This is a genomic window from Streptomyces sp. NPDC002276, assembly GCF_053891435.1.
The window spans coordinates 1-23,882 of record NZ_JBSFCQ010000016.1 but is presented as its reverse complement, the minus strand read 5'-3'; the positions used below and the strand labels follow the sequence as shown (position 1 = coordinate 23,882).

The window sequence follows — 23,882 nt, the reverse complement described above, 5'->3', positions numbered from 1 at the left end:
GGCAACTGATCGGAAGCTTTCGCGAGGCGGACCTCACTTCCCTTCCGGGAAGCGGGTCCGCCTTTCGCGTGTTGACCTAGAAACACTGTTGTACGTAACTGGAGGCACATCCCATGACCACCTTCGTGGACCGCGTCGAGCTGCATGTCGCCGCGGGTAACGGAGGCCACGGCTGTGCCTCCGTCCACCGTGAGAAGTTCAAGCCGCTCGGCGGCCCGGACGGCGGCAACGGCGGAAGGGGCGGTGACGTCACCCTCATCGTCGACCAGTCCGTGACCACGCTGCTGGACTACCACCACTCCCCGCACCGCAAGGCCACCAACGGCAAGCCCGGCGAGGGCGGCAACCGCTCCGGCAAGGACGGCCAGGACCTCATCCTGCCGGTGCCGGACGGCACGGTCGTGCTGGACGGCGCGGGCAATGTGCTCGCCGACCTGGTCGGCCACGGCACCTCGTACATCGCCGCGCAGGGCGGCCGGGGCGGCCTCGGCAACGCGGCTCTCGCGAGCGCCCGCCGCAAGGCCCCCGGCTTCGCGCTGCTCGGTGTTCCCGGCGACCTCCAGGACATCGTGCTGGAGCTGAAGACGGTCGCCGACGTGGCTCTCGTGGGCTACCCGAGCGCCGGCAAGTCCTCGCTGATCTCGGTGCTGAGCGCGGCCAAGCCGAAGATCGCCGACTACCCCTTCACGACCCTCGTCCCGAACCTGGGCGTGGTGACGGCCGGCGAGACCGTCTACACGATCGCCGACGTCCCCGGACTCATCCCCGGCGCCAGCCAGGGCAAGGGCCTGGGCCTTGAGTTCCTGCGCCACGTCGAGCGGTGCAGCGTCCTCGTGCACGTCCTGGACACCGCGACGCTGGAGTCCGAGCGCGACCCGATCTCCGACCTCGACATCATCGAGGAGGAGCTGAAGCAGTACGGCGGCCTCGGCAACCGTCCGCGCATGGTCGTCCTGAACAAGATCGACGTACCGGACGGCAAGGACCTGGCCGAGATGGTGCGGCCGGACCTGGAGGCGCGCGGCTACCGCGTCTTCGAGGTGTCGGCGGTCGCCCACCTGGGGCTGCGTGAACTGTCCTTCGCGCTCGCGGAGTTGATCGCCGAGTCGCGGGCCGCGAAGCCGCAGGAGGAGGCGACCCGGATCGTCATCCGCCCGAAGGCGGTCGACGACAGCGGCTTCACCGTCGTACAGGAGGAGGACGGCCTCTTCCGCGTGCGCGGCGAGAAGCCCGAACGCTGGGTCCGCCAGACCGACTTCAACAACGACGAGGCCGTCGGCTATCTCGCCGACCGGCTCAACCGCCTCGGTGTGGAGGCCTCGTTGATGAAGGTGGGCGCCCGCTCCGGCGACGGCGTCGCGATCGGTCCCGAGGACAACGCGGTCGTCTTCGACTGGGAGCCGACCGTCATGGCCGGCGCGGAGATGCTGGGCAGGCGCGGTGAGGACCACCGGCTCGACGAGCCGCGGCCCGCGACGCAGCGTCGTAGGGACAAGCAGGCCGAACGGGACGAGGCGACGCAGGAGTTCGAGGAGTTCAAGCCCTTCTGAACCCAGGAGTTCAAGCCCTTCTGAACCGTCGGCACGGCACTCACTCTGACGGACCGTCAGGCGTAACCCGAACTGGCTGAGACCCGTTGCTCCCGGAGCAACGGGTCTCTTGCTGTGTGCACATTTGTCATGGACGCGATACCTACTGTTCAGCAGGTGGGACTCCGCGCACTGTGAACCTTCCAAGTGACCCAAGAGGCCAACGTCGCAAGGGAGTTCACGATGACCGGAGCCGTATCACCCGATCGACGACGTTTTCTCGCGGCCGGCGCGGCGGTGCTCGGGGCCGCCGCCTCTGCCCAGCTGTGGCTGCCGACCTCCGCCCGGGCGGCCGAAACCCCGCTGCCCGACGGTGTGTTCAGCCTCGGCGTCTCCTCCGGGGACCCGCTGCCCGAAGGCATCGTGCTGTGGACACGCCTCGCCCCGGACCCGCTGCACGGCGGCGGTATGCCGGATCAGGTGGTCCCGGTGGAGTGGGAGATCGCCGGGGACGCCCGCTTCAGAAAGACCGTGCGCCGCGGGGTCGCCCCCGCCCGGCCCGAGTACGGGCACAGCGTTCACGTGGATGTACGGGGACTGCGCCCGGGCCGCGACTACTGGTACCGCTTCCGCGCCGGCGGCCAGCTCTCCGCCACCGGCCGCACCCGCACCGCCCCGCACGCGAACAGCTCCGGCGGCCGGCTCCGCGTCGCGCTCGCCTCCTGCCAGAACTGGCAGAACGGCTACTTCACGCCGTATGCCGACATGCTGGCCCAGGACCCCGACTTCGTGCTCTTCGTCGGCGACTACATCTACGAGTCGGCGCCCTCGAACGCGGGGCCGCGCCGCCACGAGGGGACCGGGGAGCCGTACAGCCTGGTGCAGTACCGCAACCGGTACGCGCAGTACCGCAGCGACCCGGACCTGCTGGCGATGCACGCCAACACCCCCTGGGTGGTGACCTTCGACGACCACGAGGTGGACAACGACTGGGCGGGGGAGGTCCCGCAGGACCCCGACAAGCAGTCGCACGACGCGTTCGTGGCGCGGCTGACGGCGGCCTTCCAGGCGTACTACGAGCACATGCCGGTGCGTGCGAGCGCCGTGCCGAACGGGCCGCACATCCAGATGTACCGGCGCCTCGAATTCGGCCGCCTGATGCGGCTCAACGTGCTGGACACCCGGCAGTTCCGCAGCGACCAGGCGACCACGCAGGCCGGTGCCGAGGACCCGGCGATGACGATGATGGGCGCCGCGCAGAAGAAGTGGCTGCTGCACGGGCTGCGCAACTCGCCCGCCCGCTGGAACGTCATCGCCTCGCAGATCATGATGGCCGAGACGGACACCCTGCTCGGCGCGGGCAAGCAGTGGTTCTACGACGCCTGGGACGGCTACCAGGTCGAACGCAACGCCTTGCTGGAGGACTTCAGGAGCGTCCGCAACCCCGTGGTGCTCAGCGGCGACCGGCACCTGACGATGATCAGCGACCTCAAGGAGGACTTCGCCGATCCCGGCTCCGCCGTCGTCGGCGCCGAGTTCGTCGGTACGTCGATCTCCAGCAACGGCGACCAGGACCAGGCCGCCTTCCACGCCCAGTGGGACCCGCTGATGGCGGACAACCCGCACTGGAAGGTGATCGACGCCCACCGCGGCTACCACCTGTTCGACATCCGGCAGGACCGGATCGACGCGAAGGTGCGGGTCGTGGACACCGTGCTGAAGCCGACGGCCACGCCGAGCACCTACGCCTCGCTGCGCGTCGAGGCGGGCGATCCCGGGGTCCGGGTGGTCTGAGTTTCGTGAACCCTGTGTGACCGGAGCCTGGGACTCATCTGTGTCCCAGGCTCCTCTCAGGGCAAACTCAGGAACAGCTCTTACCTTCCGTTAACCATGGAGACGGACTGTATTAAGGAAGCGTTGCCCTCCGGGACCCGGCTGCTGCACATCGGCCCGCACAAGACCGGGACCACCGCCATCCAGGGCGCGCTGTTCGCCGCGAAGGACGCGATGCCCGAGCACGGCGTCGACTTCCCCGCGCACAGCAGACACCCGATGGAAGCGGCCCTCGCCGCCTGCGCCCGGCCCGCGATGATGGGCGACGCCGTGCCCACCGACAAGCACTGGACCCGCCTCCTCGACGCCGTGCGCGCCACCGGCGACCGCACCTCGGTGATCAGCAGCGAGTTCTTCGCCGACGCAGAGGACGACGAGACGATCGCCCGGATCGTGGAGCGGCTCGGCGGCGAGCGCGTGCATATCCTGATCACCCTGCGCCCGCTGGCGAGGATCATGCCCTCGCAGTGGCAGCAGTACGTGCAGAACGGCCTGCGCATGGGCTACGGCGACTGGCTTGAGCACATGCTCCGCAAGGCGCCCTACGAGCAGCCCAACCCCAGCTTCTGGCGCCGCCACCGGCACGACCGGCTGGTGGAGCGGTGGACCCGGGCCGTGGGCCCCGAGCGGGTCACGGTCGTCGTGGTCGACGACAGTGACCGGGACGGGCTGCTGCGCACCTTCGAGGCGCTGCTGGGACTGCCCGCGCATCTGCTGCGGCCGGTTCCGGACGCGGCCAACCGCTCTCTCACCCTCGCCGAGACCGAAATGCTGCGAAAGCTCAATGTGGAATTCCGCGGCAATGGGCTCCCCGACGAGCTGTATTCCAAGCTCGTGCGCAACGGCGCGGTCATGCATATGAAGAATGCGTGCAGCCCGACCCCGCAGGACGTGAAGATCACGACACCGCGGTGGGCCGTCGAGGCGGCGGGCGAGATCGGCGCCGAGATGGCCGGCACCATCGCCGCCACGGGCGTACGGATCCTCGGCGACACCGCGCTCCTGTCCGCCGTACCGAAGGCGTCCGAGCAGGCGCACGCGGCGCCGCGGATCGCGCCCGAGGTGGCCGCGCAGGCGCTGTACGGGGCGCTCGCCGCGGTGGCCGCCGCGCCGGTCCGGCACACCGCCGCGGCGAAGGCGCGGACGGTTCACCAGACGACGTCGAAGGAACTCGTACGAGTTCTCGGTCACCGTTGTCTGAAGAAGCTGCGGCGCCGCTGAGGGGTCTCGTCGCGCGGTCACCAGCAGTGCAAGATGAATGACAGGTGTCGCTCACCTATGCGGCGGAGGTCACTCGCCTTGCACTGCGGTTACCGTGAGTGGGACCATTTGCCAGTTCCCCCGTTGTCCCGAGGTAGGTCAAGGTCGCCTGTGTCGCACATAGCCAAGCCCCGCACCACCGCAGTGATCCTGGCCGGCGGTACCGGCCAGCGCGTGGGTCTCTCGATCCCCAAGCAGCTGCTGAAGATCGCCGGCAAGGCAGTCATCGAGCACACCCTGACCACTTTCGAGAACGCCGAGTCGATCGACGACATCATCGTTCTGATGGCGCCGGGCTATGTCCCCGACGTCGAGAAGATCGTCGCCAAGGCCGGTTTCAAGAAGGTCACCCGGATCATCGAGGGTGGCTCCACGCGCAACGAGACGACCGAGCGCGCCATCGCCGCCCTCGGCGAGGGCCTGGCCGAGGGCGAGGACGCCAACGTCCTCTTCCACGACGCCGTGCGCCCCCTGCTCTCGCAGCGCGTCATCGACGACTGTGTGATCGCCCTGGAGCGCTTCCAGGCCGTGGACGTGGCCATTCCGTCCGCGGACACCATCATCGTGACCCGCACGCACGGCGACGACGGCGAGTTCATCACCGAGATCCCCGACCGCTCCCGGCTGCGCCGCGGCCAGACGCCCCAGGCGTTCAAGCTGTCCACGATCCGCCGCGCCTACGAGGTCGCCGCCGGAGACCCCAACTTCCAGGCCACGGACGACTGTTCGGTCGTACTCAAGTACCTGCCGGACGTGCCGATCCACGTCGTCGCGGGCGACGAGTACAACATGAAGGTCACCCAGCCCGTCGACGTCTTCATCGCCGACAAGCTCTTCCAGCTCGCCTCCACCGCCGCCCCCGAGCAGGTCGACGAGGCCGCCTACCGCGAGCTGCTCACCGGCAAGACCCTGGTCGTCTTCGGCGGCTCGTACGGCATCGGCAAGGACATCGCCGAACTCGCCCAGGGCTACGGCGCCACGGTGTACGCGCTCGGCCGCTCCACCACCGGCACGCACGTCGAGAACCCGGAGGAGGTCGACGACGCGCTGTCCAAGGCCTACGCCGAGACCGGGCGCATCGACCACGTCATCAACACCGCGGGCGTGCTGCGCATCGGCAAGCTGGCCGAGACGGACAACGCGACGATCGAGGAAGCGCTGAAGGTCAACTACCTGGCGCCCGTGCAGATCGCCCGTTCCGCGTACAAGTACCTGGCCGAGACCAAGGGCCAGCTGCTCCTGTACACCTCCAGCAGCTACACGCGGGGCCGCGCCGAGTACAGCCTGTACTCCTCGACCAAGGCCGCGATGGTGAACCTCACGCAGGCCCTGTCCGACGAGTGGGCCGGCGACGGCATCCGCGTCAACTGCATCAACCCGGAGCGCACCGCCACCCCGATGCGCACCAAGGCCTTCGGCCAGGAGCCCACGGGCACGCTGCTCTCCTCCGAGGCCGTGGCCCGCACCTCCCTCGACGTGCTGCTGTCCGAGCTGACCGGCCACGTCATCGACGTCCGCCAGCAGGACCCGACGGCCGGCGCGGCCAAGGCCTCCGGCTTCGAGGCCGCCCTCGCCTCGGTGCTGGACGTCCAGGACGGCGTTTAATTAAGCCTGCCTCTGAGTTCCCGGTAAATTACTCAAAACCCCCAAGAGCAGGTTTATCAGTGATTTCCACCGCCATCCGTGTTGCCCGGGTGGGCAGCGCGGCCGAGCTCGCCGCGGCCGTCCTCATGATGCTGGGCTTCCCCGCCCTCATGCTGGCCGCGCTCGTCCCGAGTGTCCCGGCCTTCGCCGCCGCGGCCGTCGTGACCTACGTCGCCGACCACTATCTGCACCGCCAGGGCAGCTACCTGGTCAACCGCCTCAGCAAGGTCAGGGCGGGCCTCTCGATCCGCTTCCTGATCCGCCAGCTCCTGCTGATCCTGCTGCTGGCCCGCATGGACCTCTCGGATCACCTGATCTTCTACGGCGCGATCGCCTGCTTCATCGCGTTCTACGGCCTTCAGGCCCCGCACGGCGCGGTCGTCACGCTGATCCGCAACCGCCGCCGGATGCCGGTCGCCACCCGCAACGTCGACCTCGGCTCACGCATCAACATCCCGGACGCCCCGCCGTTCGGCCTGCTGGAGCGCTCCGCCGAGAAGATGCTCCACCTCGACCTGTTCGCCGTCGTCGGCCTGCTCATCTCCGCACAGCTCGACTCGGCCGTCGCCGCCTTCATCGGCATCGGCGTCACCCTGTTCCTGGGCACCCTCTACGTCGCCGCGCTCCTGCCGTACATAAGGGGCACGAAGATCCCGCCGACCGCCGAGGTCATCCTCGAAGCCGTCGACGACTGGCTGCACGAGTACCAGCCGCAGACCGTGCTCTGCTTCTCCGGCTCCAAGGACTCGGCCTACCAGGTCAACATGTGGCTGGAGACCATGGAGCAGCTGGAGTCCCGGCCCCTGGTCCTGCTCCGCGAGCGCGTCATACTCCAGAACCTCGCCCCCACCAAGGTCCCCGTCATCTGCGTCCCCGGCGGCGTGCACCTGATGAACATGGACCTCTCCAGCGTGCGCGTCGCGCTCTACGCGGCCAACGTCGGCAAGAACATCCACCTGCTGCGCGTCCCCACCATGAAGCACGTCTTCATCGGCCACGGCGACAGCGACAAGCTGGCCAGCGTCAACCCGTTCAGCAAGGTCTACGACGAGGTGTGGACCGCCGGCCGCGCGGGCCGCGACCGCTACGCCATCGCCGACGTCGGGGTCCGCGACGACGACATCGTCGAGGTCGGCCGCCCGCAGCTGGCCCCGATCGAGACGCTTCAGGGCGTGCCCGAGGGCCGTATCCCGACCGTCCTCTACGCGCCGACCTGGGAGGGCTGGGACAACGACCCCGGCAACACCTCCCTCCTGCTGGCCGGCGAGAACATCGTGAAGAAGCTGCTCAAGGCCGACCCCCCGGTCCGCGTCCTGTACAAGCCGCACCCCTTCACCGGCACCGTCAGCTCCGCCGCCGGCTCCGCGCACCGCAAGGTCACCGCCCTGGTGGAGAAGGCCGCCGCCCAGCGCGCGACCGACCCGCGCTTCACGGCCGACGCCGCCGCGCAGACGAAGGCCAAGGCCGACCTCGCGCGCATCGAGGCCCGGATCACCGAACTGACCGGCGGCGCCGCCGACAAGGGCGACGAGGCCGAACTCACCCGCGACGGCGTGGTCGACCTGGCCAAGTACGAGGAGATCGCCCGGCTGCGCGCCGAGTGGAACGACGCGTACTGGAAGTCCTTCGGCACCTTCGAGCACCGGGTCATCTCCGGCGCCGAACCGCGCCTCTACGACTGCTTCAACGTGTCCGACGCGATGGTCTCCGACATCTCCAGCGTGGTCTCCGACTTCATCGCGAGCGGCAAGCCGTACGCGGTCACGGACTCCGCGCAGCTCGGCGTCGAGGAGTTCAAGCGGCAGAACACCGCGGTGCGCGCCGCGGTGATCCTCTCCAACAAGGCCGCCGAACTGGGCGAGCTGCTCGCGGCGGTCCGCGCCCCGGACACCGACCCGCTGGCCGAGGACCGCAAGGAACTCAAGGAGTACCTGCTCGGCCCGGACGAGCCCACGTCCATCGAGCAGTTCAACACCGCGGTCGAGAACCTCGCGCTGAAGTCCGAGGCGCGCAACCTCGGCCAGGAGCGGGCGACGGCGACGGAGTCCGAACTGACGAGCTGACCTGCGCGTGTCAGTACCGTGTCAGTACTTGGTCAAGAAGAGCCCGGTTTTTGGGGAGTGATCCTCGAAAACCGGGCTCTTTTGCGTATCCCCTGCTGACGGAGGACAACCGATCGGTCCGGTCGGCCGTCTTGCAGATGGCGATCCGGCCGATACGGGGGAAACACTCCATGGACGAAGGGGAGCGCGTGACCGTGACGCAGCCTGATGTGACCGTGGTCATCGGGGCGTACGAGGCGATGCCGTACCTCGTCGAGTGCCTGCGCTCGGTCGAGGCACAGACCCTGGACCCGGCCCGGATCGAGGTCGTCGCCGTCGACGACGGCTCGACGGACGGCACGGGGGAGTACCTGGAGGAGTTCGCGGCCCGCGCCGCGAACCACGTCACGGTGATCCGCCAGGAGAACTCCGGCGGCCCCAGCTCCCCGCGCAACGTAGGCCTCGGCAAGGCCGCCGGGCGCTACGTCTTCTTCCTCGACGCCGACGACCGGCTCGCCCCCGAGGCCCTGGAGCGCATGGTCGCGATGGCCGACCGCAACGCCACGGACGTGGTGCTCGGCAAGGTCGAGGGCGTCAACCGGGTCCCGCCCAAGGCCGCGTGGGTCGAGACGCTGGAGCGCACCGACGTCTTCCACTCCAACATCAAGTTCACGCTCAGCGCCCAGAAACTGTTCCGGCGGGCCCTGCTGGAGCGGCACAGCATGCGCTTCGACGAGTCGCTCTTCACCGGCGAGGACGCGCTGTTCACGATGGAGGCGTATCTCCGCGCGGACGGCGTCTCCGTGATCGCCGACCACACCTGCTACTACCTGGTCGGCCGCGACGACGGCAAACACGTGACGAAGAGCGGGAGTTACACCCTGCGCTTCGACTCGGCGCGCGCCCTGATGAACCTCATCGCGGAGATGGTCCCTCCGGGGGTGGAGCGCGACAAGCTGATGCTCCGGCCGTTCCTGGTGACCCTGCTCCCGCAGTTCGGGCCGAAGTACGCGGGGGACAGCGAGCAGGTACGGCGCCACAAGTTCGAGCTGGCCAAGCCGTTGATGGCGGCCCACTGGACGGACGAGGTGGCGTTGCGTCTCAAGGTCGACGAGCGGCTTCGGTTGCATCTGGTGGCCGCGGAACGTCCCGAACTCCTGCTGGAGGTCGTCCAGTTCCTCAAGTCGAAGAAACGCCCCGAAGCGGTGGTGGAGGGGCGGGGGCGGCGGGTGTACCTGGCGTATCCGCACTTCCGCTCCGAGGGTTTGCCCGACTCCCTTTACCTGGCCGAACCTCGCGAGGCGCGTGGGGTGGAGGGGTATCGGGAGGGGGGAATGGGGGTGCTCTTGCGAAGGGTGGCGCGGAGAGTGCGTCGGGTGCGGGTTCGTCGTGGCTGATCGCGCAGTTCCCCGCGCCCCTAAAGGCTGGACCAGCGCAGGTCTTTCAAGGGGCGCGGGGAACTGCGCGACCAGCCCCCACCGGCCCGCACTCTGAACTCAACCCCCTGTCCGCAACCTGGACCAACGTGCACAGGGCAACCCGGTTCGCGTAGATTGCCAGCCCGATCTACCCGAGAGGAACGCGCACGTGGCAGCCGCAAGGCAGGCCGTGACCGAGGCCCGCAGGATCGTCGTCAAAGTGGGTTCCTCCTCACTGACCACCGCCGCCGGCGGCCTGGACGCCGACCGGGTCGACGCCCTCGTCGACGTCCTCGCCAAGAGTCGCGGCGGAGGCGAGAGAGAGGTCGTCCTCGTCTCCTCCGGCGCCATCGCCGCAGGACTCGCCCCGCTGGGACTGCGCCGCCGCCCCAAGGACCTGGCCCGCCAGCAGGCCGCCGCCAGCGTCGGCCAGGGCCTCCTCGTGGCCCGCTACACCGCCTCCTTCGCCCGCTACGGCATCCGCGTCGGCCAGGTCCTGCTCACCTCCGACGACATGAGCCGCCGCTCCCACCACCGCAACGCCTCCCGCACCCTCGACAAACTCCTCGCCATGGGCGCCCTGCCGATCGTCAACGAGAACGACACCGTCGCCACGGACGAGATCCGCTTCGGCGACAACGACCGGCTCGCCGCTCTTGTCGCCCACCTCGTCCACGCCGACCTGCTGGTCCTGCTGTCCGACATCGACGGCGTCTACGACGGCGACCCCAGCAAGCCGGGCACCTCGCGGATAGCGGAAGTCCGGGGACCGCAGGACCTCGCGCACGTCGAGATCGGCAGCGCGGGCAAGGCCGGCGTCGGCACCGGCGGCATGGTCACCAAGGTCGAGGCGGCCCGGATCGCCGCCGCCGCCGGCATCCCCGTCGTGCTCACCAGCACGGTCCACGCGACCGACGCGCTGAGCGGCGGCGACACCGGAACCTACTTCCACGCCACCGGGAAACGCTCCGCGGACCGGCTGCTGTGGCTGCAACACGCGTCCACGCCCCAGGGCTCGTTGACGCTCGACGACGGTGCCGTGCGCGCGGTCGTGCAGCGCCGGATGTCGCTGCTGCCGGCCGGGATCGCCGCCGTCGAGGGCGAGTTCAGCGCGGGCGACCCCGTCGAACTCCGGGACGGCGCCGGGCACCCGGTCGCGCGGGGGCTCGTCAACTTCGACGCCAAGGAGATCCCCCAGCTGATCGGCCGCTCCACCAGGGAACTGGCGCGGGAGCTTGGGCCGTCGTACGAGAGGGAAGTCGTACACAGGGACGACCTGGTGATCCTGCACCCGTAAAACAACCGAAACGTCCGCCTCCCTCGGTGGACGTTCCGCAAAAGTGCCACACGGACGCCCTGGGCCTGCTCAACTTTGCTCAGGGACACATCCGCGCGAGCACAGCAGCTCGCCCCTTGCGTAAGGAGGCCGTCGTGAGACGAGTGCGCCCTGGGGCGGCGGCGTCCCGCGGTGGTGCCACCTCCCGCGCGCCCGGCGAGGAACGCACGCTGACCAGCGTCGCCGCCGGCGCCCGGTACGAGGGCGAGGAACCCAAGGACCTTCCCCGGCTGTGGCACGTCACCCTCAGCGTCTCCGGCGGCGAGGCCCCGCTGAAGGAGGTGCGGCGCGGTCTGGAACAGCTCGCCCACGACCACCCCTTTCTGCTGACCAGCCGCTACGCCAACGACCACGCGGAGATCCGCTACTGGGAAGAGGCCCGCGACCTGCACGACGCCGCCGCCGTCGCGCTGCGCCTGTGGGGCGAGCACCGCCAGACCGCCAAGCTGCCGCCGTGGGAGATCGTCGGCCTGGAGGTCATCGACCGCGAGACCTACCACCAGCGCATCTCCGAGGGCTACGGCCCGCTGCCCGCCACCCCGGTCGGCGTACACCCTTTTTGAGCCGTCTTCGGGCCCTTCCGCGCTTGTCTCGCGGTTTGGGATAGCCGCTGGACGCCTCCGCCCGGCGCACTACCCTTCCCTCATGACCACGCTCTCGCCGTACGACTCCATGTCCCCGGTCACCCGGGCCGCCTACCGCGCCAAGTCCGCCGCCGCCGACCTCGCGCCGCTGCCCCGGGCCGAGAAGGACGACGCGCTGCTCGCCATCGCGGACGCGCTGGAGGTCCGTACGAGCGAAATCGTCGAGGCCAACGCCAAGGACATCGCCAAGGCCCGCGCGGCCGGCACCAGCGAGACGGTCATCGACCGGCTGACCCTCACCCCCGAGCGCGTCCGGGCCATCGCCTCCGACGTCCGGGACGTCGTCGCCCTGCCCGACCCGGTCGGCGAGGTCGTCCGCGGCTCGACCCTCCCGAACGGCATCGACCTGCGCCAGGTCCGCGTCCCCCTCGGCGTCGTCGGCATCATCTACGAGGCCCGCCCGAACGTCACGGTCGACGCCGCCGCCCTCTGCCTCAAGTCCGGCAACGCCGTCCTGCTGCGCGGCTCCGCCTCCGCCTACGAGTCCAACACCGCCCTCGTGCGCGTCCTGCGCGACGCCGTCGGCGGTGCCGGACTGCCCGCCGACGCCGTGCAGCTGGTGCCCGGCGAGAGCCGCGAGAGCGTCCGCGAACTGATGCGCGCCCGCGGTCTGGTCGACGTCCTCATCCCGCGCGGCGGCGCCTCCCTGATCCAGACCGTCGTCAGCGAGTCGACGGTCCCCGTGATCGAGACCGGCGTCGGCAACTGCCACGTCTACGTCGACGCCCACGCCGACCTCGACATGGCCATCGACATCCTGATTAACTCCAAGGCCCAGCGGCCCAGCGTCTGCAACGCCGCCGAGACCCTCCTCGTCCACCAGGACATCGCCCCCGAGTTCCTGCCGCGCGCCCTGGACGCCCTCGCCGAGGCCGGCGTCACCGTGCACGCCGACGAACGCGTCCTCGCCTACGCCAAGGAGTCCGCGGCCACCGTCGTCGAGGCCACCCCCGAGGACTGGGACACCGAGTACCTCTCCTACGACATCGCCGCCGCCGTCGTCGACTCGCTCGACAAGGCCGTCCAGCACATCCGGCTGTGGAGCTCCGGCCACACCGAGGCGATCGTCACCTCCTCCCAGCAGGCCGCCCGCCGCTTCACCCAGCTGGTCGACTCCACCACCGTCGCCGTGAACGCCTCCACGCGCTTCACGGACGGCGGCCAGTTCGGCTTCGGCGCGGAGATCGGCATCTCCACCCAGAAGCTGCACGCACGGGGCCCGATGGGCCTGCCGGAACTGACGAGCACCAAGTACATCGTCACCGGCGACGGGCACATCCGCCGCTGAGCCAAGGGCTGCTGGCATATGCGCCGGGCATAGGGGCTCGTGGAGGGAGAGACATCTCACCCTGCGGATGAATTTCCCTACCGCCTGCCCAAATTGACCCCCCAGGTCTACTCTGGAGAGGTGCCGGAGGACGTGGGGGGCACGCCGTTCCCTGACGGCTGGGAGCCCGACGACGACCACGACCGCGGAATGTCGGACGAAGAATTCGACTCCGTGGTCTTCGACGAGGCCTTCGTACGGGCGGCCGTAGTACACGAGCCGACCGCCGTCGAGCGCCTCCTTGCCGCCGCGCAGGCCAGAGCCGAGGCCTCCGAGGCCGAAGCGCGGCGCGCCCAGCGCGGCAGAGGCAGACGTAGCGACGACGACCTCTTCGAGGACGCCTACGGACGCCAATTCGGCCATGATCCGGAACTCGATGACCTGGACGACACCGACCTCGTCGAGGGCCGTTACGGCGCCCCGGGAACCTACGGCAAACAGGTCCGCTGGCACCGTCCCGTCGCCTGGCTGCTCGCCCTGGTGATGGGCATCGGCATGGTCGCCCTGGCCTTCTCGGCGGTCTACCGCGGCGCATCCTCGGGCAGCAGGGACCGCGTCCCGCCCCCGGCCTCCACGGGTGTCGAGCAGGGTACGGCGGCGGCACCCTCCGTCTCCGCGGACAACTCCCAGCCACCGCTGTCGGCCGTACCGCGCACGCCCTGAGCGACTCGCGGCCGCTCTGACCGGCTCGGTGAGAACCTGTCAGAACTTGTCGTGTACCAGGGCGTTTACCTGAGGCTCCAGAGACCTACTCTGAAAGTATGGGCGGTCCAGGAGACCCACCCGAGGGGACGCCCGAGGGCGCTCCCGGGGGTGGTGAGGACGAGTACCGATCCGTCGTATTCGACGAGTCGTTCGTCCGTGCTGCCCGGCTCCAGGAGTTCTCCGCGCAGGAGCGCATGGCCGACCACGCCCCCGCCGTCCGCCGCCGCCCGGCCCTGCGCCGCGGCCTCTCCCGCCAGGCACTGATCCTGGTCATGCTGATCGCCGTCGCCTTCGGCACCGCGATCTACATGGGCGTACGGCACCCCTATACGACCCCCACGGCCCAGCAGCCCGCCGAGCCGCTGCGGATGACCGTCATCCCGCTGTCCCCCCAGGGCAGGGTGCCGGGGGCGACCGACGCGGAGTACCTCTTCGCGCACAGCCCCGCCGCGCAGTTCGACGTCGGCGGCGACGGCATCCCGCTGCCGGCCGCGCGGCGCACCGCGCACTTCTCGGACAGCCAGGTCGTGGCCGCCCTGAGCACCGCCAAGGCCTACATCGTGGAGTCCTCGCTCTACCCGGCCGTACTCACCGGCGGCCAGATCCGCCCCGCGCGCGTCCTCGTCGACCCCGACCAGCTCGACCAGTTCGACCAGAGCTTCGAGCACCCGGCCGCCGACGGCCGGCACGAGCCCACCGGATGGCTGGTTCGCTTCGACCCCTCACGCGCCGAACTCGCCGACCGCAAGATCCGCGTCCAGGGCACCCTCCAGGCCACCGAGATCGACTCGTCCACCCTTGAGGTCACCGCCGACGGAACCTTCGTCTACGCGCTCCGGCCGACCGGCTCCGGCGACAAGGCCCAGGCGTCCCTGTTCACCGTCCGCCGCGAGCTCCAGTTCCGCTTCGACCGCGACGACCTGCGCATGGACCAGGCCCAGATCGTCACGTCCTACGTCCAGGCCGGGCCGCTGTCCTGTGCCGAGGACTCCGTCACCTACCTGCGCCCCCTGCTCGCCGGCCAGACCGCCAAGGCGGGCGGCCCGGCCGGCACTGACCCGTTCGCCACGGGCAGCGCCACGGCCCTCTGCGGCTCACTGGCGGCGGGCGCACAGCCCAAGGTGTGAGGAGCCGCCGGAAGCGCTCCAGGAGGCGGCTGTGCGTCGGCCGCCGTAGGTGTGCCGTAGGTGTGAGGTCGGTGTGTATCGGCCGGGCCGGTCCTCGTGTCGGGCCGGTCCTCGTGTCGGGTCAGTCCTCGTCGCGCGGCGGTGCGTCCGTGGGCGGCTGCTCGGTGCCGTTGGCCGATTCGGTCGGCGGGCCGTCCTGCGGGGTCGAGCTCGCGAAGCCGCCGAAGCCGCGCCGCACCCGGCCGCCCAGGTCGCCCGCGCCACCGGCGATGTCGCTGACCAGCTTCATCAGCGGGTCCTTGGAGCTCTTGACGTTGCTGGCGTAGCTCGCCGCCGACTCGCGGAACGAGTCCGTGACCGAGGTGTCCTTGTCCTCGCTGCGCCGCGGGTAGTGCCCGTCCATGATCCGCTGGTAGTCGCGGGACTCGGCCCACTTCTTCAGCTCGGCCGCCCGCACCGTGGTGAACGGGTGGGAGCGGGGCAGCACGTTCAGGATCTTCAGGACCGAGTCGCGCAGGTCGCCGCCCGACTCGAACTCCTCGGCCTGCTTGAGGAACGCGTCCACGTTCATCTCGTGCAGGTGGTTGCCGCCCGCGATCTTCATCAGGCCGCGCATCGAGGCCCGCAGGTCCTGGCCGACCAGCAGGCCCGCGCGGTCGGCGGACAGCTCCGACTTGCGGAACCACTCGCGCAGCGCCGTCACGATCGCCAGGATCGCGAGGTTGCCGAGCGGGATCCACGCGACCTTCAGCGCCAGGCTGGTCAGGAACAGCAGGATCGTGCGGTACACGGAGTGGCCGGACAGCGCGTGGCCCACCTCGTGACCGATGACCGCGCGCATCTCCTCCTCGTCGAGCAACTCGACCAGGCCGGTGGTGACGACGATGATCGGCTCGTCCAGGCCGATGCACATCGCGTTGGGCTGCGGGTCCTGGGTGACGTACATCGGCGGGACCTTCTCCAGGTCCAGGATGTAACAGGCGTCCCGCAGCATGTCGTTGAGGTGCGAGAACTGCTGGTCCGACACCCGCACCGAGTCGGACAGGAACAGCAGGCGCAGACTGCGCTCGGGCAGCAGCCCGCTGAGCGCCTTGAACACCGTGTCGAACCCGCTCAGCTTGCGCAGCGCCACCAGGGCGGAGCGGTCCGCCGGGTGCTCGTACGCGCGCGAGGAGATCCCCGGGAAGCGCCTGCGCTGCCTGCTCGGCACGTTCTCGTGGGCGTTCTGCTCGTGGCCGTCTTCGGACATGTGGTCCCCCATGTGCGTCTGTGTGCGCTGAGTGCCCCCGAAGCAGAGCCCAGCCTAGGCGGAGATACCGTGGACGGGCAGTACAGCGAAGGAGTCAACGCATGGAGCCCCATTCCGCAGCCGCCTGGCTCGCAGAGGCCGCGAACGCCGCCCCCCGGCAAGGATCGGGGGACCTGCTCAAGGTCGTACTGATCGTCATGTTCTTCGGCTGCATCCTGACCGCGTGGTTCCTGCTGCGCGGGTACAAACAGAAGGACGACTGAGACGCCCTCGAAGTTCCCTGCCGGTGTCCGTGTCGCGTGTCCGGTTCCCAATGGCGGAGTCGGCGTGATCGCCGCCGGGGTGCCCGCATACCATGGGCCGACATCTTTATCCCGCCCACACTGGATAGGTTCTGCTGAAGATGAGCTACCACGGCACTGTTGCCCAGTTGGTCACTCTTGCCGCCGAGGGGGAGGGCGGGGGCAACCACGAGAGCCTCCAGCCGATCGTCACCGGTGGCAGCGCGTTCATCATCCTGCTGCTCCTGCTGTGGATCACCACCCGCTTCAACCGCGATCGCTAGGGTCTGTCCCCTGACAGGTCACGGGGCCTTCACACCGGGCCGGTAGGGTCTGCACGCATGGGAGAGCAGGACATGCCTACCGGTCCGGCGAACGACACGACGCGCGGCACGGAGATCCGAATGGTGAACGGCCCGCGCAACAACGGCCCGTCGAACCCCGGCAAGCGCCGTCTGGGCGTCATGGGCGGAACGTTCGACCCGATCCACCACGGACACCTCGTGGCGGCCAGTGAGGTCGCCGCGCAGTTCCACCTGGACGAGGTGGTGTTCGTACCGACCGGCCAGCCGTGGCAGAAGACCGACCGCAAGGTCGCACTGGCCGAGGACCGCTACCTGATGACGGTCATCGCGACTGCGGAGAACCCCCAGTTCTCGGTGAGTCGTATCGACATCGACCGCGGCGGCCCCACCTACACCACGGACACCCTGCGCGATCTGCGCGCGCTCAACCCCGACGCCGACCTCTTCTTCATCACCGGCGCCGACGCCCTCGGCGCGATCCTCACCTGGCGCGACGCGGAGGAACTCTTCTCCTTCGCGCACTTCATCGGAGTCACCCGCCCCGGCCACACCCTGACCGACCCGGGGCTCCCGGAGGGCGGTGTCTCACTGGTCGAGGTTCCCGCGCTGGCCATCTCCTCCACAGACTGCCGTGCGAGAGTCGCCAAGGGGGATCCGGTCTGGTACCTGGTGCCCGACGGAGTCGTGCGCTATATCGACAAGCGCGAGCTGTACCGCGGCGAGTGAGCCGAGAGGGGCACCGGTGAACGACCGATACGACGCCGGGTACGGCGGCGACCAGTACGAGCTCGTCGGCTACGACGAGTACAACCAGCCTGTCTACCGCCAGGTCCCGGCCCAGGCGACCCAACAGCCCCCGCAGCAGCAGCCGTACGACCCGTACGGGCAGCAGCAACAACAGGGGTACGCCTACGACCCGTACGCGACCGGCACCCAGCAGCAGACGCCCGACTACGACACGGGCACCCAACAGTCCTACGACACCGGCCGGCAGGCACCCCAGGCCGGCTACGACCCGTACGCCACCGGGACGACGACGGCCTACGACCCCTACGGGCAGACCGCGACCAGCGGACAGCAACCCAGGGTCGCCGAGCAGACCGCCTACATCCCGCAGCAGGGCGGCCCGGCCGAGGACACGGAAGCCCCCAAGACCCCGGCGGCGGGTGAACGGGACTACCGCACCGAGCAGTTCGCCTTCGTGGAGGAGCCGACCGACGACTCCGAGGACGTCATCGACTGGCTGAACTTCACCGAGAACCGCACCGAGCGCCGCGAGGAGGCCAAGCGCCGCGCCCGTGGCCGCATGGTCGCCCTCGTCGTCGTCCTGGCACTGGTCGTCTCCGGCGGGGTCGGCTACCTCTGGTACGCCGGGAAGCTCCCCGGAGTCTCCTCGCCCTCCTCGAAGTCCGGCACCACGACGGCCACGGGCGCCCAGAACCGCGATGTGATCGTCGTCCACCTGCACAACACCGCGAAGGGCGGCACCTCTTCGGTACTGCTCGTCGACAACACCACCCTCAAGCAGGGCACCACCGTGCTGCTGCCCAACTCGCTCGCCCTCACGGACGACGACGGCAACACCACGACGCTCGCCAAGTCGGTCGACGACGACGGCACCTCCGGGACCGTCGACCAGCTCAACACCGTCCTCGGCACCGACATCGAGGGCACCTGGCGCCTCGACACCCCCTACTTGCAGAACCTGGTCGACCTCGTCGGCAACATCGACATCGACACCAACGCCGACGTGCCCGACCCGGCCGCGACGAAGAAGGGCGCCGAGCCCCTCGTCCACAAGGGCAAGGACCAGACCCTCAGCGGCAAGATGGCCGTCGCCTACGCCACCTACCGTGCCTCCGGCGAGGCCCAGGACGCCCAGCTGGAGCGGTTCGGGCAGGTCATGCAGGGTGTGCTGCGGCAGCTGACCTCGGACCCGACGGCGGCGACCACCACCGTGCAGACCCTCGCCCAGATCCTCGACCCGCCCCTCACCGACAAGGACCTCGGCACCTTCCTCGCCAAGCTCGCCGACCTCGCCAAGAGCGGCGACTACAAGACGGCCCTGCTGCCCGTCCAGAACGACGGCACCCTGACCGCGCAGGCCTCCGCCAGTGTCGTCAAGGACGTCCTGGGCGGCACCGCGAAGAGCCCCGACGAGGGTTCGGCGGTCCGGGTCGCCGTCCAGAACGCCACCGGCGTCAAGGACGACACCGAGAAGGCCCGCGTCGTCCTCCTCAACGGCGGCTTCACCTTCCTGGAGGCGGGCACGGCCTCCGCGTCCTCGGCCAAGTCCAAGATCACGTACTCCGACGCGGCCGACAAGGAGAACGCCACCGAGGTCGCCAAGACCCTGGGCCTGCCCACCAGCACGGTGACCAAGGGCACAGTCGCCGCGAACGCGGATGTCTCGGTGATCCTGGGCACCGACTACAAGCCGTCGTCGTCCTCGTGACGACGGCGCGGTGGCGGTAAGGCGCGGTCGCTGTGACGGAGAGCACGCCCCGGAGGCCGGAGCCGGTGTCCAGGCCGACGTCCGGGGCGTGATCCGCTATTCACGTGGGGTGCCGTCCGCGGTCCGTGAGACCCTTGAGGTCTGTTGACCGCCGACCGAAAGCCGCGTAGTGACCGCCACTGACCGCTCCATCGAGCTCATCACCGCCGCCGCCCAGGCCGCCGCTGACAAGCTCGCGCACGACATCATCGCCTACGACGTCAGCGATGTGCTGTCGATCACGGATGCCTTCCTGCTGGCCTCCGCTCCCAACGACCGTCAGGTCAAGTCGATCGTCGACGAGATCGAGGAGCGGCTCAGCAAGGAACTCGGCGCCAAGCCGGTACGCCGCGAGGGCGACCGTGACGCCCGCTGGATCCTGCTCGACTACGTCGACATCGTCGTCCACGTCCAGCACAGCGAGGAGCGCGTCTTCTACGCCCTGGAGCGGCTGTGGAAGGACTGCCCCGAGCTGGAGCTGCCCGCCGACGCCAAGGAGACCCGCGGCAAGGCCGCCGAGCACGCCAAGCTGCGCGCCGAGGAGGACGCCTCCGAGTTCGGGGAGGTGCGGTGAGCGCCGGCGCGGACGGCCGCAAGGCGGGCCGGGGCCGCCGCGTCATCCTGTGGCGGCACGGCCAGACCGCGTGGAACGTGGAGCGCCGCTTCCAGGGCACCACGGACGTCGAGCTCACCGAGACCGGCATCGGCCAGGCCCGCAGGGCCGCCCGGCTGCTGGCCTCCCTCAAGCCCGACGCGATCGTCGCCTCCGACCTGAAGCGCGCGGCGAACACGGCCGCCGAGCTGGCCGCCCTCACCGACCTCGACGTCATCCACGACGAGGGCCTGCGGGAGACCTACGCGGGCGTCTGGCAGGGGCTGACGCACGAGGAGATCATCGCCCGCCACGGCGAGGAGTACGCCGCGTGGAAGCGCGGGGAGCCGGTGCGCCGCGGCGGCGGCGAACTGGAGACCGAGGTCGCCGACCGGGCCGCCCCCGTCGTGCTGCGGCACGCCGAGAAGCTGCCCGAGGACGGCACCCTCGTGGTGGTCAGCCACGGCGGCACGATCCGCACCACCATCGGACGGCTCCTCGGTCTGGAGTCCCCGCACTGGGAGAGTCTCGGCGGCCTCTCCAACTGCTGCTGGTCCGTGCTCGGCGAGGGCGCCCGCGGCTGGCGCCTGCTGGAACACAACGCCGGCACACTCCCGGAACCGGTGCTCGGCGACGACGACTGAGCGGCCCTCCAGGGCCCCGACCCCGGATTTCACTTTCCGGCAGGTCGCAGGCTAAAGTTCTTCTTGTTCGCCCGCCGAGCGGGAAGAACACAAGGGGCTATAGCTCAGTTGGTAGAGCGCCTGCATGGCATGCAGGAGGTCAGGAGTTCAATTCTCCTTAGCTCCACAGTTCGACACTCTTGAGTTGTCAAGGATCGAGAGTCGTCACAGATCAAATCGATGAGATCCCATCCCTTTCAGGGGTGGGATTTTTTCGTCGCTGTCAGCGTCTCCGTGCGCCGCCGGGTCTCCTCGTCGGCGGGGGTGTAGACCACGATCCGGCACTCCGGCATGCCGTTGACCGACAACGACACCGACGTCATCCGCAGCTCGCCCACCGCCTCGTGCCGGAACGTCTTCACCCGCCGCCCCGGCTCCGCCACGTCCCCGCTCTTCCACAGCCGCGCGAAGAGCGGACTCGCCGCCGACAGCCCGCGTATGAACTCCTCCCAGGCAGGCTCCCCGGTATGGACGCCGTAGGCCGAGCGCAGGGTCGCCACCATCACCGGCAGCTCCGTCTCCCGGTACAGCAGCGGACACTCCTCCTCCGGCACCGTGAACAGCTTCCACAGCGCGTTGTGCATCGGGCCCGGCTCCAGCGGCTCCAGCCAGAACATCGTCCGGTAGGGGGAGTTGGTGGCGAGGATGTCGTACCGCGCGTTGTAGACCACCGCCGGACGCGGCTCCAGGGCGTCGAGGATGCCCTGGATCTCCGGCCCCACCGACTGCGCGATCACCTCCGGCGGATGCGCGTACGGCACCTCGGCCAGGTGGTACAGATGCTCCCGCTCCGGCGCGTCGAGCCGGAGCGTGCGCGCCACGGCGTCCAGGACCTGCGCGGACGCGTTGATCGGGCGCCCCTGTTCGAGCCAGGTGTACCAGGTGACGCCCACACCGGAGAGCTGGGCGACCTCCTCGCGGCGCAGCCCCGGCGTACGCCGGCGGAAACCCGGCGGCATGCCGACGTCGTGCGGTGTCACCCTGGCGCGCCTGGTGCGCAGAAACGCGGCCAGCTCAGGTCGGCGGCGCTGTGTCGTCCCCATCCCCATCGTCACATCCCCCATGTTCGACGCCCGACCTGGTCCCTGCCAGGTGCTGTCGGTACCAGCATCAGCGGGCTCTCGGCACCCGTACCGGAGCGCCTCCACGCTCGACGGCATGACGACAACACCCTTGACGGGACCGGATTCCGCACCCGTTCCAAGTCCTGCCACAAGTAAAGCCCCCGGCACTGACAATCGCCGCGGACCGCTGCTCTGGCTCCTGCTCGCGGCCCAGTTCATGGCCCTGCTCGACGTGTTCATCGTGAACGTCGCCGCCCCCACCATCGGCACCGAACTCCACGCGTCCGGCGCCGACTTGCAGCTGGTGATCGCCGGCTACACCATCACGTACTCGGTGCTGCTGATCACCGGCGCACGGCTCGGCGACCGGCTCGGCCACGCCCGGGTCCACCTCACCGGGCTGGCCGTCTTCACCGCCGCCTCGCTCGCCTGCGGCCTGGCCCAGGGCTCCACCGCACTGATCGTGTTCCGCCTGATCCAGGGCTCCGGCTCGGCGCTGATGATCCCGCAGGTGCTCAGCCTGATCCAGCGGAACTTCATCGGCGAGGCCCGGGTACGCGCGCTCGGCATGTACGCGGCGGTCATCGCCGTCGGCGCCGCGGCCGGGCAGATCGTCGGCGGCGTGCTCGTCAGCGCCGACCTCTTCGGCACCGGCTGGCGGCCGGTGTTCCTCGTCAACGTGCCCGTGGGCGTCGTACTGCTGGCCGTGGGCAGGCGCGTGCTGCCGAAGGACAGCCGGTCGCAACCCGAGCGGGCGCGGCCCCTCGACCTGCCGGGGCTGGTGCTGCTCGCCTCGGCCGTGTCGCTGCTCACGGTGCCGCTGGTGCTGGGGCAGGAGGAGGGCTGGCCGCTGTGGTCGTGGCTGTCGCTGGTCGCGGCGGCGGTGCTCTTCGCGTCGTTCTGCGTCTACGAGTCCCGGCTCGCGCGGCGCGGCGGCGCCCCGCTGATCGCACCGCGTGTGCTGCGTCGGCCGGGCATGGGGCTCGCCGTCTTCCGGATCATGGCGGTCATGGCCGTCAACGGCGGTTTCCTGTTCGCGCTCACCCTGCACGTCCAAGGCGGCCTCGGATTCAGCGCGTTGCGCGCCGGCCTCACCTTCGCGCCGACCGCCGTCGTCTTCGGAGTGGTCGGCCTCACCTGGCGCGGGTGGCCGGCGGCCTGGCAACGTGCGCTGACCCCGCTCGGGTTCGTGATCGCGATGCCGTCCGTCCTGGGGGTCGGCCTGGCGTTCGAAGGCGGCGACCGCGGCGGGGCCGTACTGTACGTGGCGTACGTCGGCGTGGGGGCCGGGCTCGCGCTCGCCTTCAGCCCGACGCTGACCCGGGCCCTCGCCACCGTGCGGCCCGAGGACGCGGCGGACGCCAGCGGTCTGCTCTCCTCGGTCGCACAGCTGGGTCAGCTGCTCGGGGTCGCGGTTTTCGGCACACTGTTCTTGAACCGGCTTGAGTCACTTGGGGCCCCGGGGGCGTATACCTCTGCGAAGGCGCTTTTGGCGTGCATGTTCGCGCTGGCGGGGACGGCCGCGGTGGGTGCCGTGTCCGGACTGGTACTAAGGCGTCGCTGACCGTATTGGTCCGGCCGTGGCAGAATCAAACGGCCGGAAGGGGGCGCGGCCCGACGGGAGGGAGTAGCGATGCCTGCGAGCATCATCGAGGAGGTCGACCACCTCTTCGATGCGGCGTTGATACGGGATACGATCACCCGCCTGAGCTGCCCTTCCTGCGGTTCCGCCCACGTGGCCCAAGTCCTCGGTGACAACGGCGGAGTTTCCTACGTGTGCACGGCCTGCGGCCACAGCTGGAGCTGATCGATGGGTGCACACAGGCGAAAGTGCGACTGGTGCGGCAGTGGGACACCGATCGTCCGCGACATGGAACCGGTGAATCCCGACTACCAGTACTGGTGCGAGGAGTGCGCGCGGGCGCTGATCATAAAAGGCGATCCGATCGAGACGTACCGCGAACTTGAGGGCGAGCCGATCTACGGCCGACTCCTCGAAGAGCACTGCACTTTGAAACGGTTCTATTCGTTCGTCACGGCTTGACTCGGGCCGGGACCCCGCGAGGAGGTCCCGGCGATCACGGTCACGGCAGGGGAGACGGAAACGATTTGGTGGTGCACCGGGTCGACCGGTAATGTTGGCGTCGCCGCCGGGGAGACCCGGTAGCACACCGCAAGGGGCTATAGCTCAGTTGGTAGAGCGCCTGCATGGCATGCAGGAGGTCAGGAGTTCAATTCTCCTTAGCTCCACAGAAGTCGAAGGCGGGTCATCCCACAGGATGACCCGCCTTCGGTGTGTTCAGGGGGAGTTGGCGCAGGTCATGGAGCGGCGGGCCGCCCCTTCTTGAG

Annotated in this window: 22 protein-coding genes and 2 tRNA genes; 22 read left to right on the top strand and 2 right to left on the bottom strand. The window is 69.6% G+C overall.

What is annotated here, in order from left to right; translation table 11 throughout:
• Positions 1-113 precede the first annotated feature (113 nt).
• The 11 genes from obgE (at position 114) to ACWIHT_RS33590 (ending at position 14,865) form a co-directional block, all read left to right on the top strand.
• Complete coding sequence (gene obgE / locus ACWIHT_RS33640) at positions 114-1,550, top strand: GTPase ObgE (RefSeq protein WP_456172093.1); 1,437 nt, start codon at positions 114-116, stop codon at positions 1,548-1,550.
• A gap of 222 nt (positions 1,551-1,772) precedes the next feature.
• Positions 1,773-3,323 (top strand): alkaline phosphatase D family protein, encoded by a 1,551-nt coding sequence (locus tag ACWIHT_RS33635; protein ID WP_456172092.1) that lies wholly within the window; start codon positions 1,773-1,775, stop codon positions 3,321-3,323.
• A gap of 96 nt (positions 3,324-3,419) precedes the next feature.
• The gene (locus tag ACWIHT_RS33630) at positions 3,420-4,583 is read left to right on the top strand and encodes a hypothetical protein (RefSeq protein ID WP_456172091.1); all 1,164 of its coding nucleotides are present in this window, start codon (positions 3,420-3,422) and stop codon (positions 4,581-4,583) included.
• 150 nt (positions 4,584-4,733) lie between these two features.
• The gene (locus ACWIHT_RS33625) at positions 4,734-6,227 is read left to right on the top strand and encodes an SDR family NAD(P)-dependent oxidoreductase (RefSeq protein WP_456172090.1); all 1,494 of its coding nucleotides are present in this window, start codon (positions 4,734-4,736) and stop codon (positions 6,225-6,227) included.
• 59 nt (positions 6,228-6,286) lie between these two features.
• Entirely contained in the window at positions 6,287-8,329 is a 2,043-nt protein-coding gene (locus ACWIHT_RS33620) for a hypothetical protein (RefSeq protein WP_456172089.1), read from the top strand.
• Positions 8,330-8,517: 188 nt separating this feature from the next.
• On the top strand, positions 8,518-9,705 hold the full coding sequence (locus ACWIHT_RS33615; RefSeq protein WP_456172088.1) for a glycosyltransferase family 2 protein: 1,188 nt from the start codon (positions 8,518-8,520) through the stop codon (positions 9,703-9,705).
• A 211-nt stretch (positions 9,706-9,916) separates the two neighbouring features.
• Complete coding sequence (proB, locus tag ACWIHT_RS33610; RefSeq protein ID WP_456172256.1) at positions 9,917-11,023, top strand: glutamate 5-kinase; 1,107 nt, start codon at positions 9,917-9,919, stop codon at positions 11,021-11,023.
• A gap of 143 nt (positions 11,024-11,166) precedes the next feature.
• Complete coding sequence (locus ACWIHT_RS33605; RefSeq protein ID WP_019063252.1) at positions 11,167-11,625, top strand: hypothetical protein; 459 nt, start codon at positions 11,167-11,169, stop codon at positions 11,623-11,625.
• A gap of 82 nt (positions 11,626-11,707) precedes the next feature.
• Entirely contained in the window at positions 11,708-12,994 is a 1,287-nt protein-coding gene (locus tag ACWIHT_RS33600) for a glutamate-5-semialdehyde dehydrogenase (RefSeq protein WP_201053713.1), read from the top strand.
• Between the two features lie 120 nt (positions 12,995-13,114).
• A complete protein-coding gene (locus ACWIHT_RS33595; RefSeq protein ID WP_456172087.1) occupies positions 13,115-13,696 on the top strand; it encodes an SCO2584 family spore wall biosynthesis protein in 582 nt (193 codons plus the stop codon).
• A gap of 98 nt (positions 13,697-13,794) precedes the next feature.
• Positions 13,795-14,865, top strand: coding sequence for an SCO2583 family membrane protein (locus ACWIHT_RS33590; protein ID WP_456172086.1), 1,071 nt, complete (start codon positions 13,795-13,797; stop codon positions 14,863-14,865).
• A gap of 121 nt (positions 14,866-14,986) precedes the next feature.
• On the opposite strand, the gene ACWIHT_RS33585 is transcribed toward ACWIHT_RS33590, so the two are convergent.
• Positions 14,987-16,114, bottom strand: a complete 1,128-nt coding sequence (locus ACWIHT_RS33585) for a M48 family metallopeptidase (protein ID WP_456172085.1) — start codon at positions 16,112-16,114, stop codon at positions 14,987-14,989.
• Between the two features lie 101 nt (positions 16,115-16,215).
• Between ACWIHT_RS33585 and ACWIHT_RS33580 the strand changes: the two genes are divergently transcribed.
• The 7 genes from ACWIHT_RS33580 to ACWIHT_RS33550 all read left to right on the top strand — a co-directional run bounded on the left by ACWIHT_RS33580 (position 16,216) and on the right by ACWIHT_RS33550 (position 20,596).
• Positions 16,216-16,377, top strand: a complete 162-nt coding sequence (locus ACWIHT_RS33580; RefSeq protein ID WP_327404136.1) for a hypothetical protein — start codon at positions 16,216-16,218, stop codon at positions 16,375-16,377.
• Between the two features lie 140 nt (positions 16,378-16,517).
• Complete coding sequence (locus ACWIHT_RS33575; RefSeq protein WP_456172084.1) at positions 16,518-16,679, top strand: hypothetical protein; 162 nt, start codon at positions 16,518-16,520, stop codon at positions 16,677-16,679.
• Between the two features lie 57 nt (positions 16,680-16,736).
• Positions 16,737-17,426, top strand: a complete 690-nt coding sequence (gene nadD, locus ACWIHT_RS33570; protein WP_456172083.1) for a nicotinate-nucleotide adenylyltransferase — start codon at positions 16,737-16,739, stop codon at positions 17,424-17,426.
• A 16-nt stretch (positions 17,427-17,442) separates the two neighbouring features.
• Positions 17,443-19,155, top strand: coding sequence for an LCP family protein (locus ACWIHT_RS33565; protein ID WP_456172082.1), 1,713 nt, complete (start codon positions 17,443-17,445; stop codon positions 19,153-19,155).
• A gap of 169 nt (positions 19,156-19,324) precedes the next feature.
• Positions 19,325-19,768: a ribosome silencing factor gene (gene rsfS, locus ACWIHT_RS33560; protein ID WP_456172081.1), complete on the top strand. Its 444-nt coding sequence runs from the start codon at positions 19,325-19,327 to the stop codon at positions 19,766-19,768.
• Positions 19,765-20,430: a histidine phosphatase family protein gene (locus tag ACWIHT_RS33555; RefSeq protein WP_456172080.1), complete on the top strand. Its 666-nt coding sequence runs from the start codon at positions 19,765-19,767 to the stop codon at positions 20,428-20,430. Before rsfS ends, ACWIHT_RS33555 begins: the two co-directional genes overlap by 4 nt.
• 93 nt (positions 20,431-20,523) lie before the next feature.
• Positions 20,524-20,596 (top strand) — tRNA-Ala (locus ACWIHT_RS33550).
• 70 nt (positions 20,597-20,666) lie between these two features.
• Here ACWIHT_RS33550 and ACWIHT_RS33545 read toward each other — a convergent pair.
• Positions 20,667-21,533 (bottom strand): helix-turn-helix transcriptional regulator, encoded by an 867-nt coding sequence (locus ACWIHT_RS33545; protein ID WP_456172079.1) that lies wholly within the window; start codon positions 21,531-21,533, stop codon positions 20,667-20,669.
• 94 nt (positions 21,534-21,627) lie between these two features.
• Here ACWIHT_RS33545 and ACWIHT_RS33540 point away from each other — a divergent pair, with 94 nt between their 5' ends.
• From ACWIHT_RS33540 to ACWIHT_RS33525, 4 genes are all read left to right on the top strand, one after another.
• A complete protein-coding gene (locus ACWIHT_RS33540) occupies positions 21,628-23,097 on the top strand; it encodes an MFS transporter (protein WP_456172078.1) in 1,470 nt (489 codons plus the stop codon).
• A 69-nt stretch (positions 23,098-23,166) separates the two neighbouring features.
• A complete protein-coding gene (locus ACWIHT_RS33535; protein WP_019063265.1) occupies positions 23,167-23,340 on the top strand; it encodes a hypothetical protein in 174 nt (57 codons plus the stop codon).
• Between the two features lie 3 nt (positions 23,341-23,343).
• Positions 23,344-23,577: a hypothetical protein gene (locus ACWIHT_RS33530; RefSeq protein WP_003976229.1), complete on the top strand. Its 234-nt coding sequence runs from the start codon at positions 23,344-23,346 to the stop codon at positions 23,575-23,577.
• Between the two features lie 133 nt (positions 23,578-23,710).
• Positions 23,711-23,783 (top strand) — tRNA-Ala (locus ACWIHT_RS33525).
• Positions 23,784-23,882 lie beyond the last annotated feature (99 nt).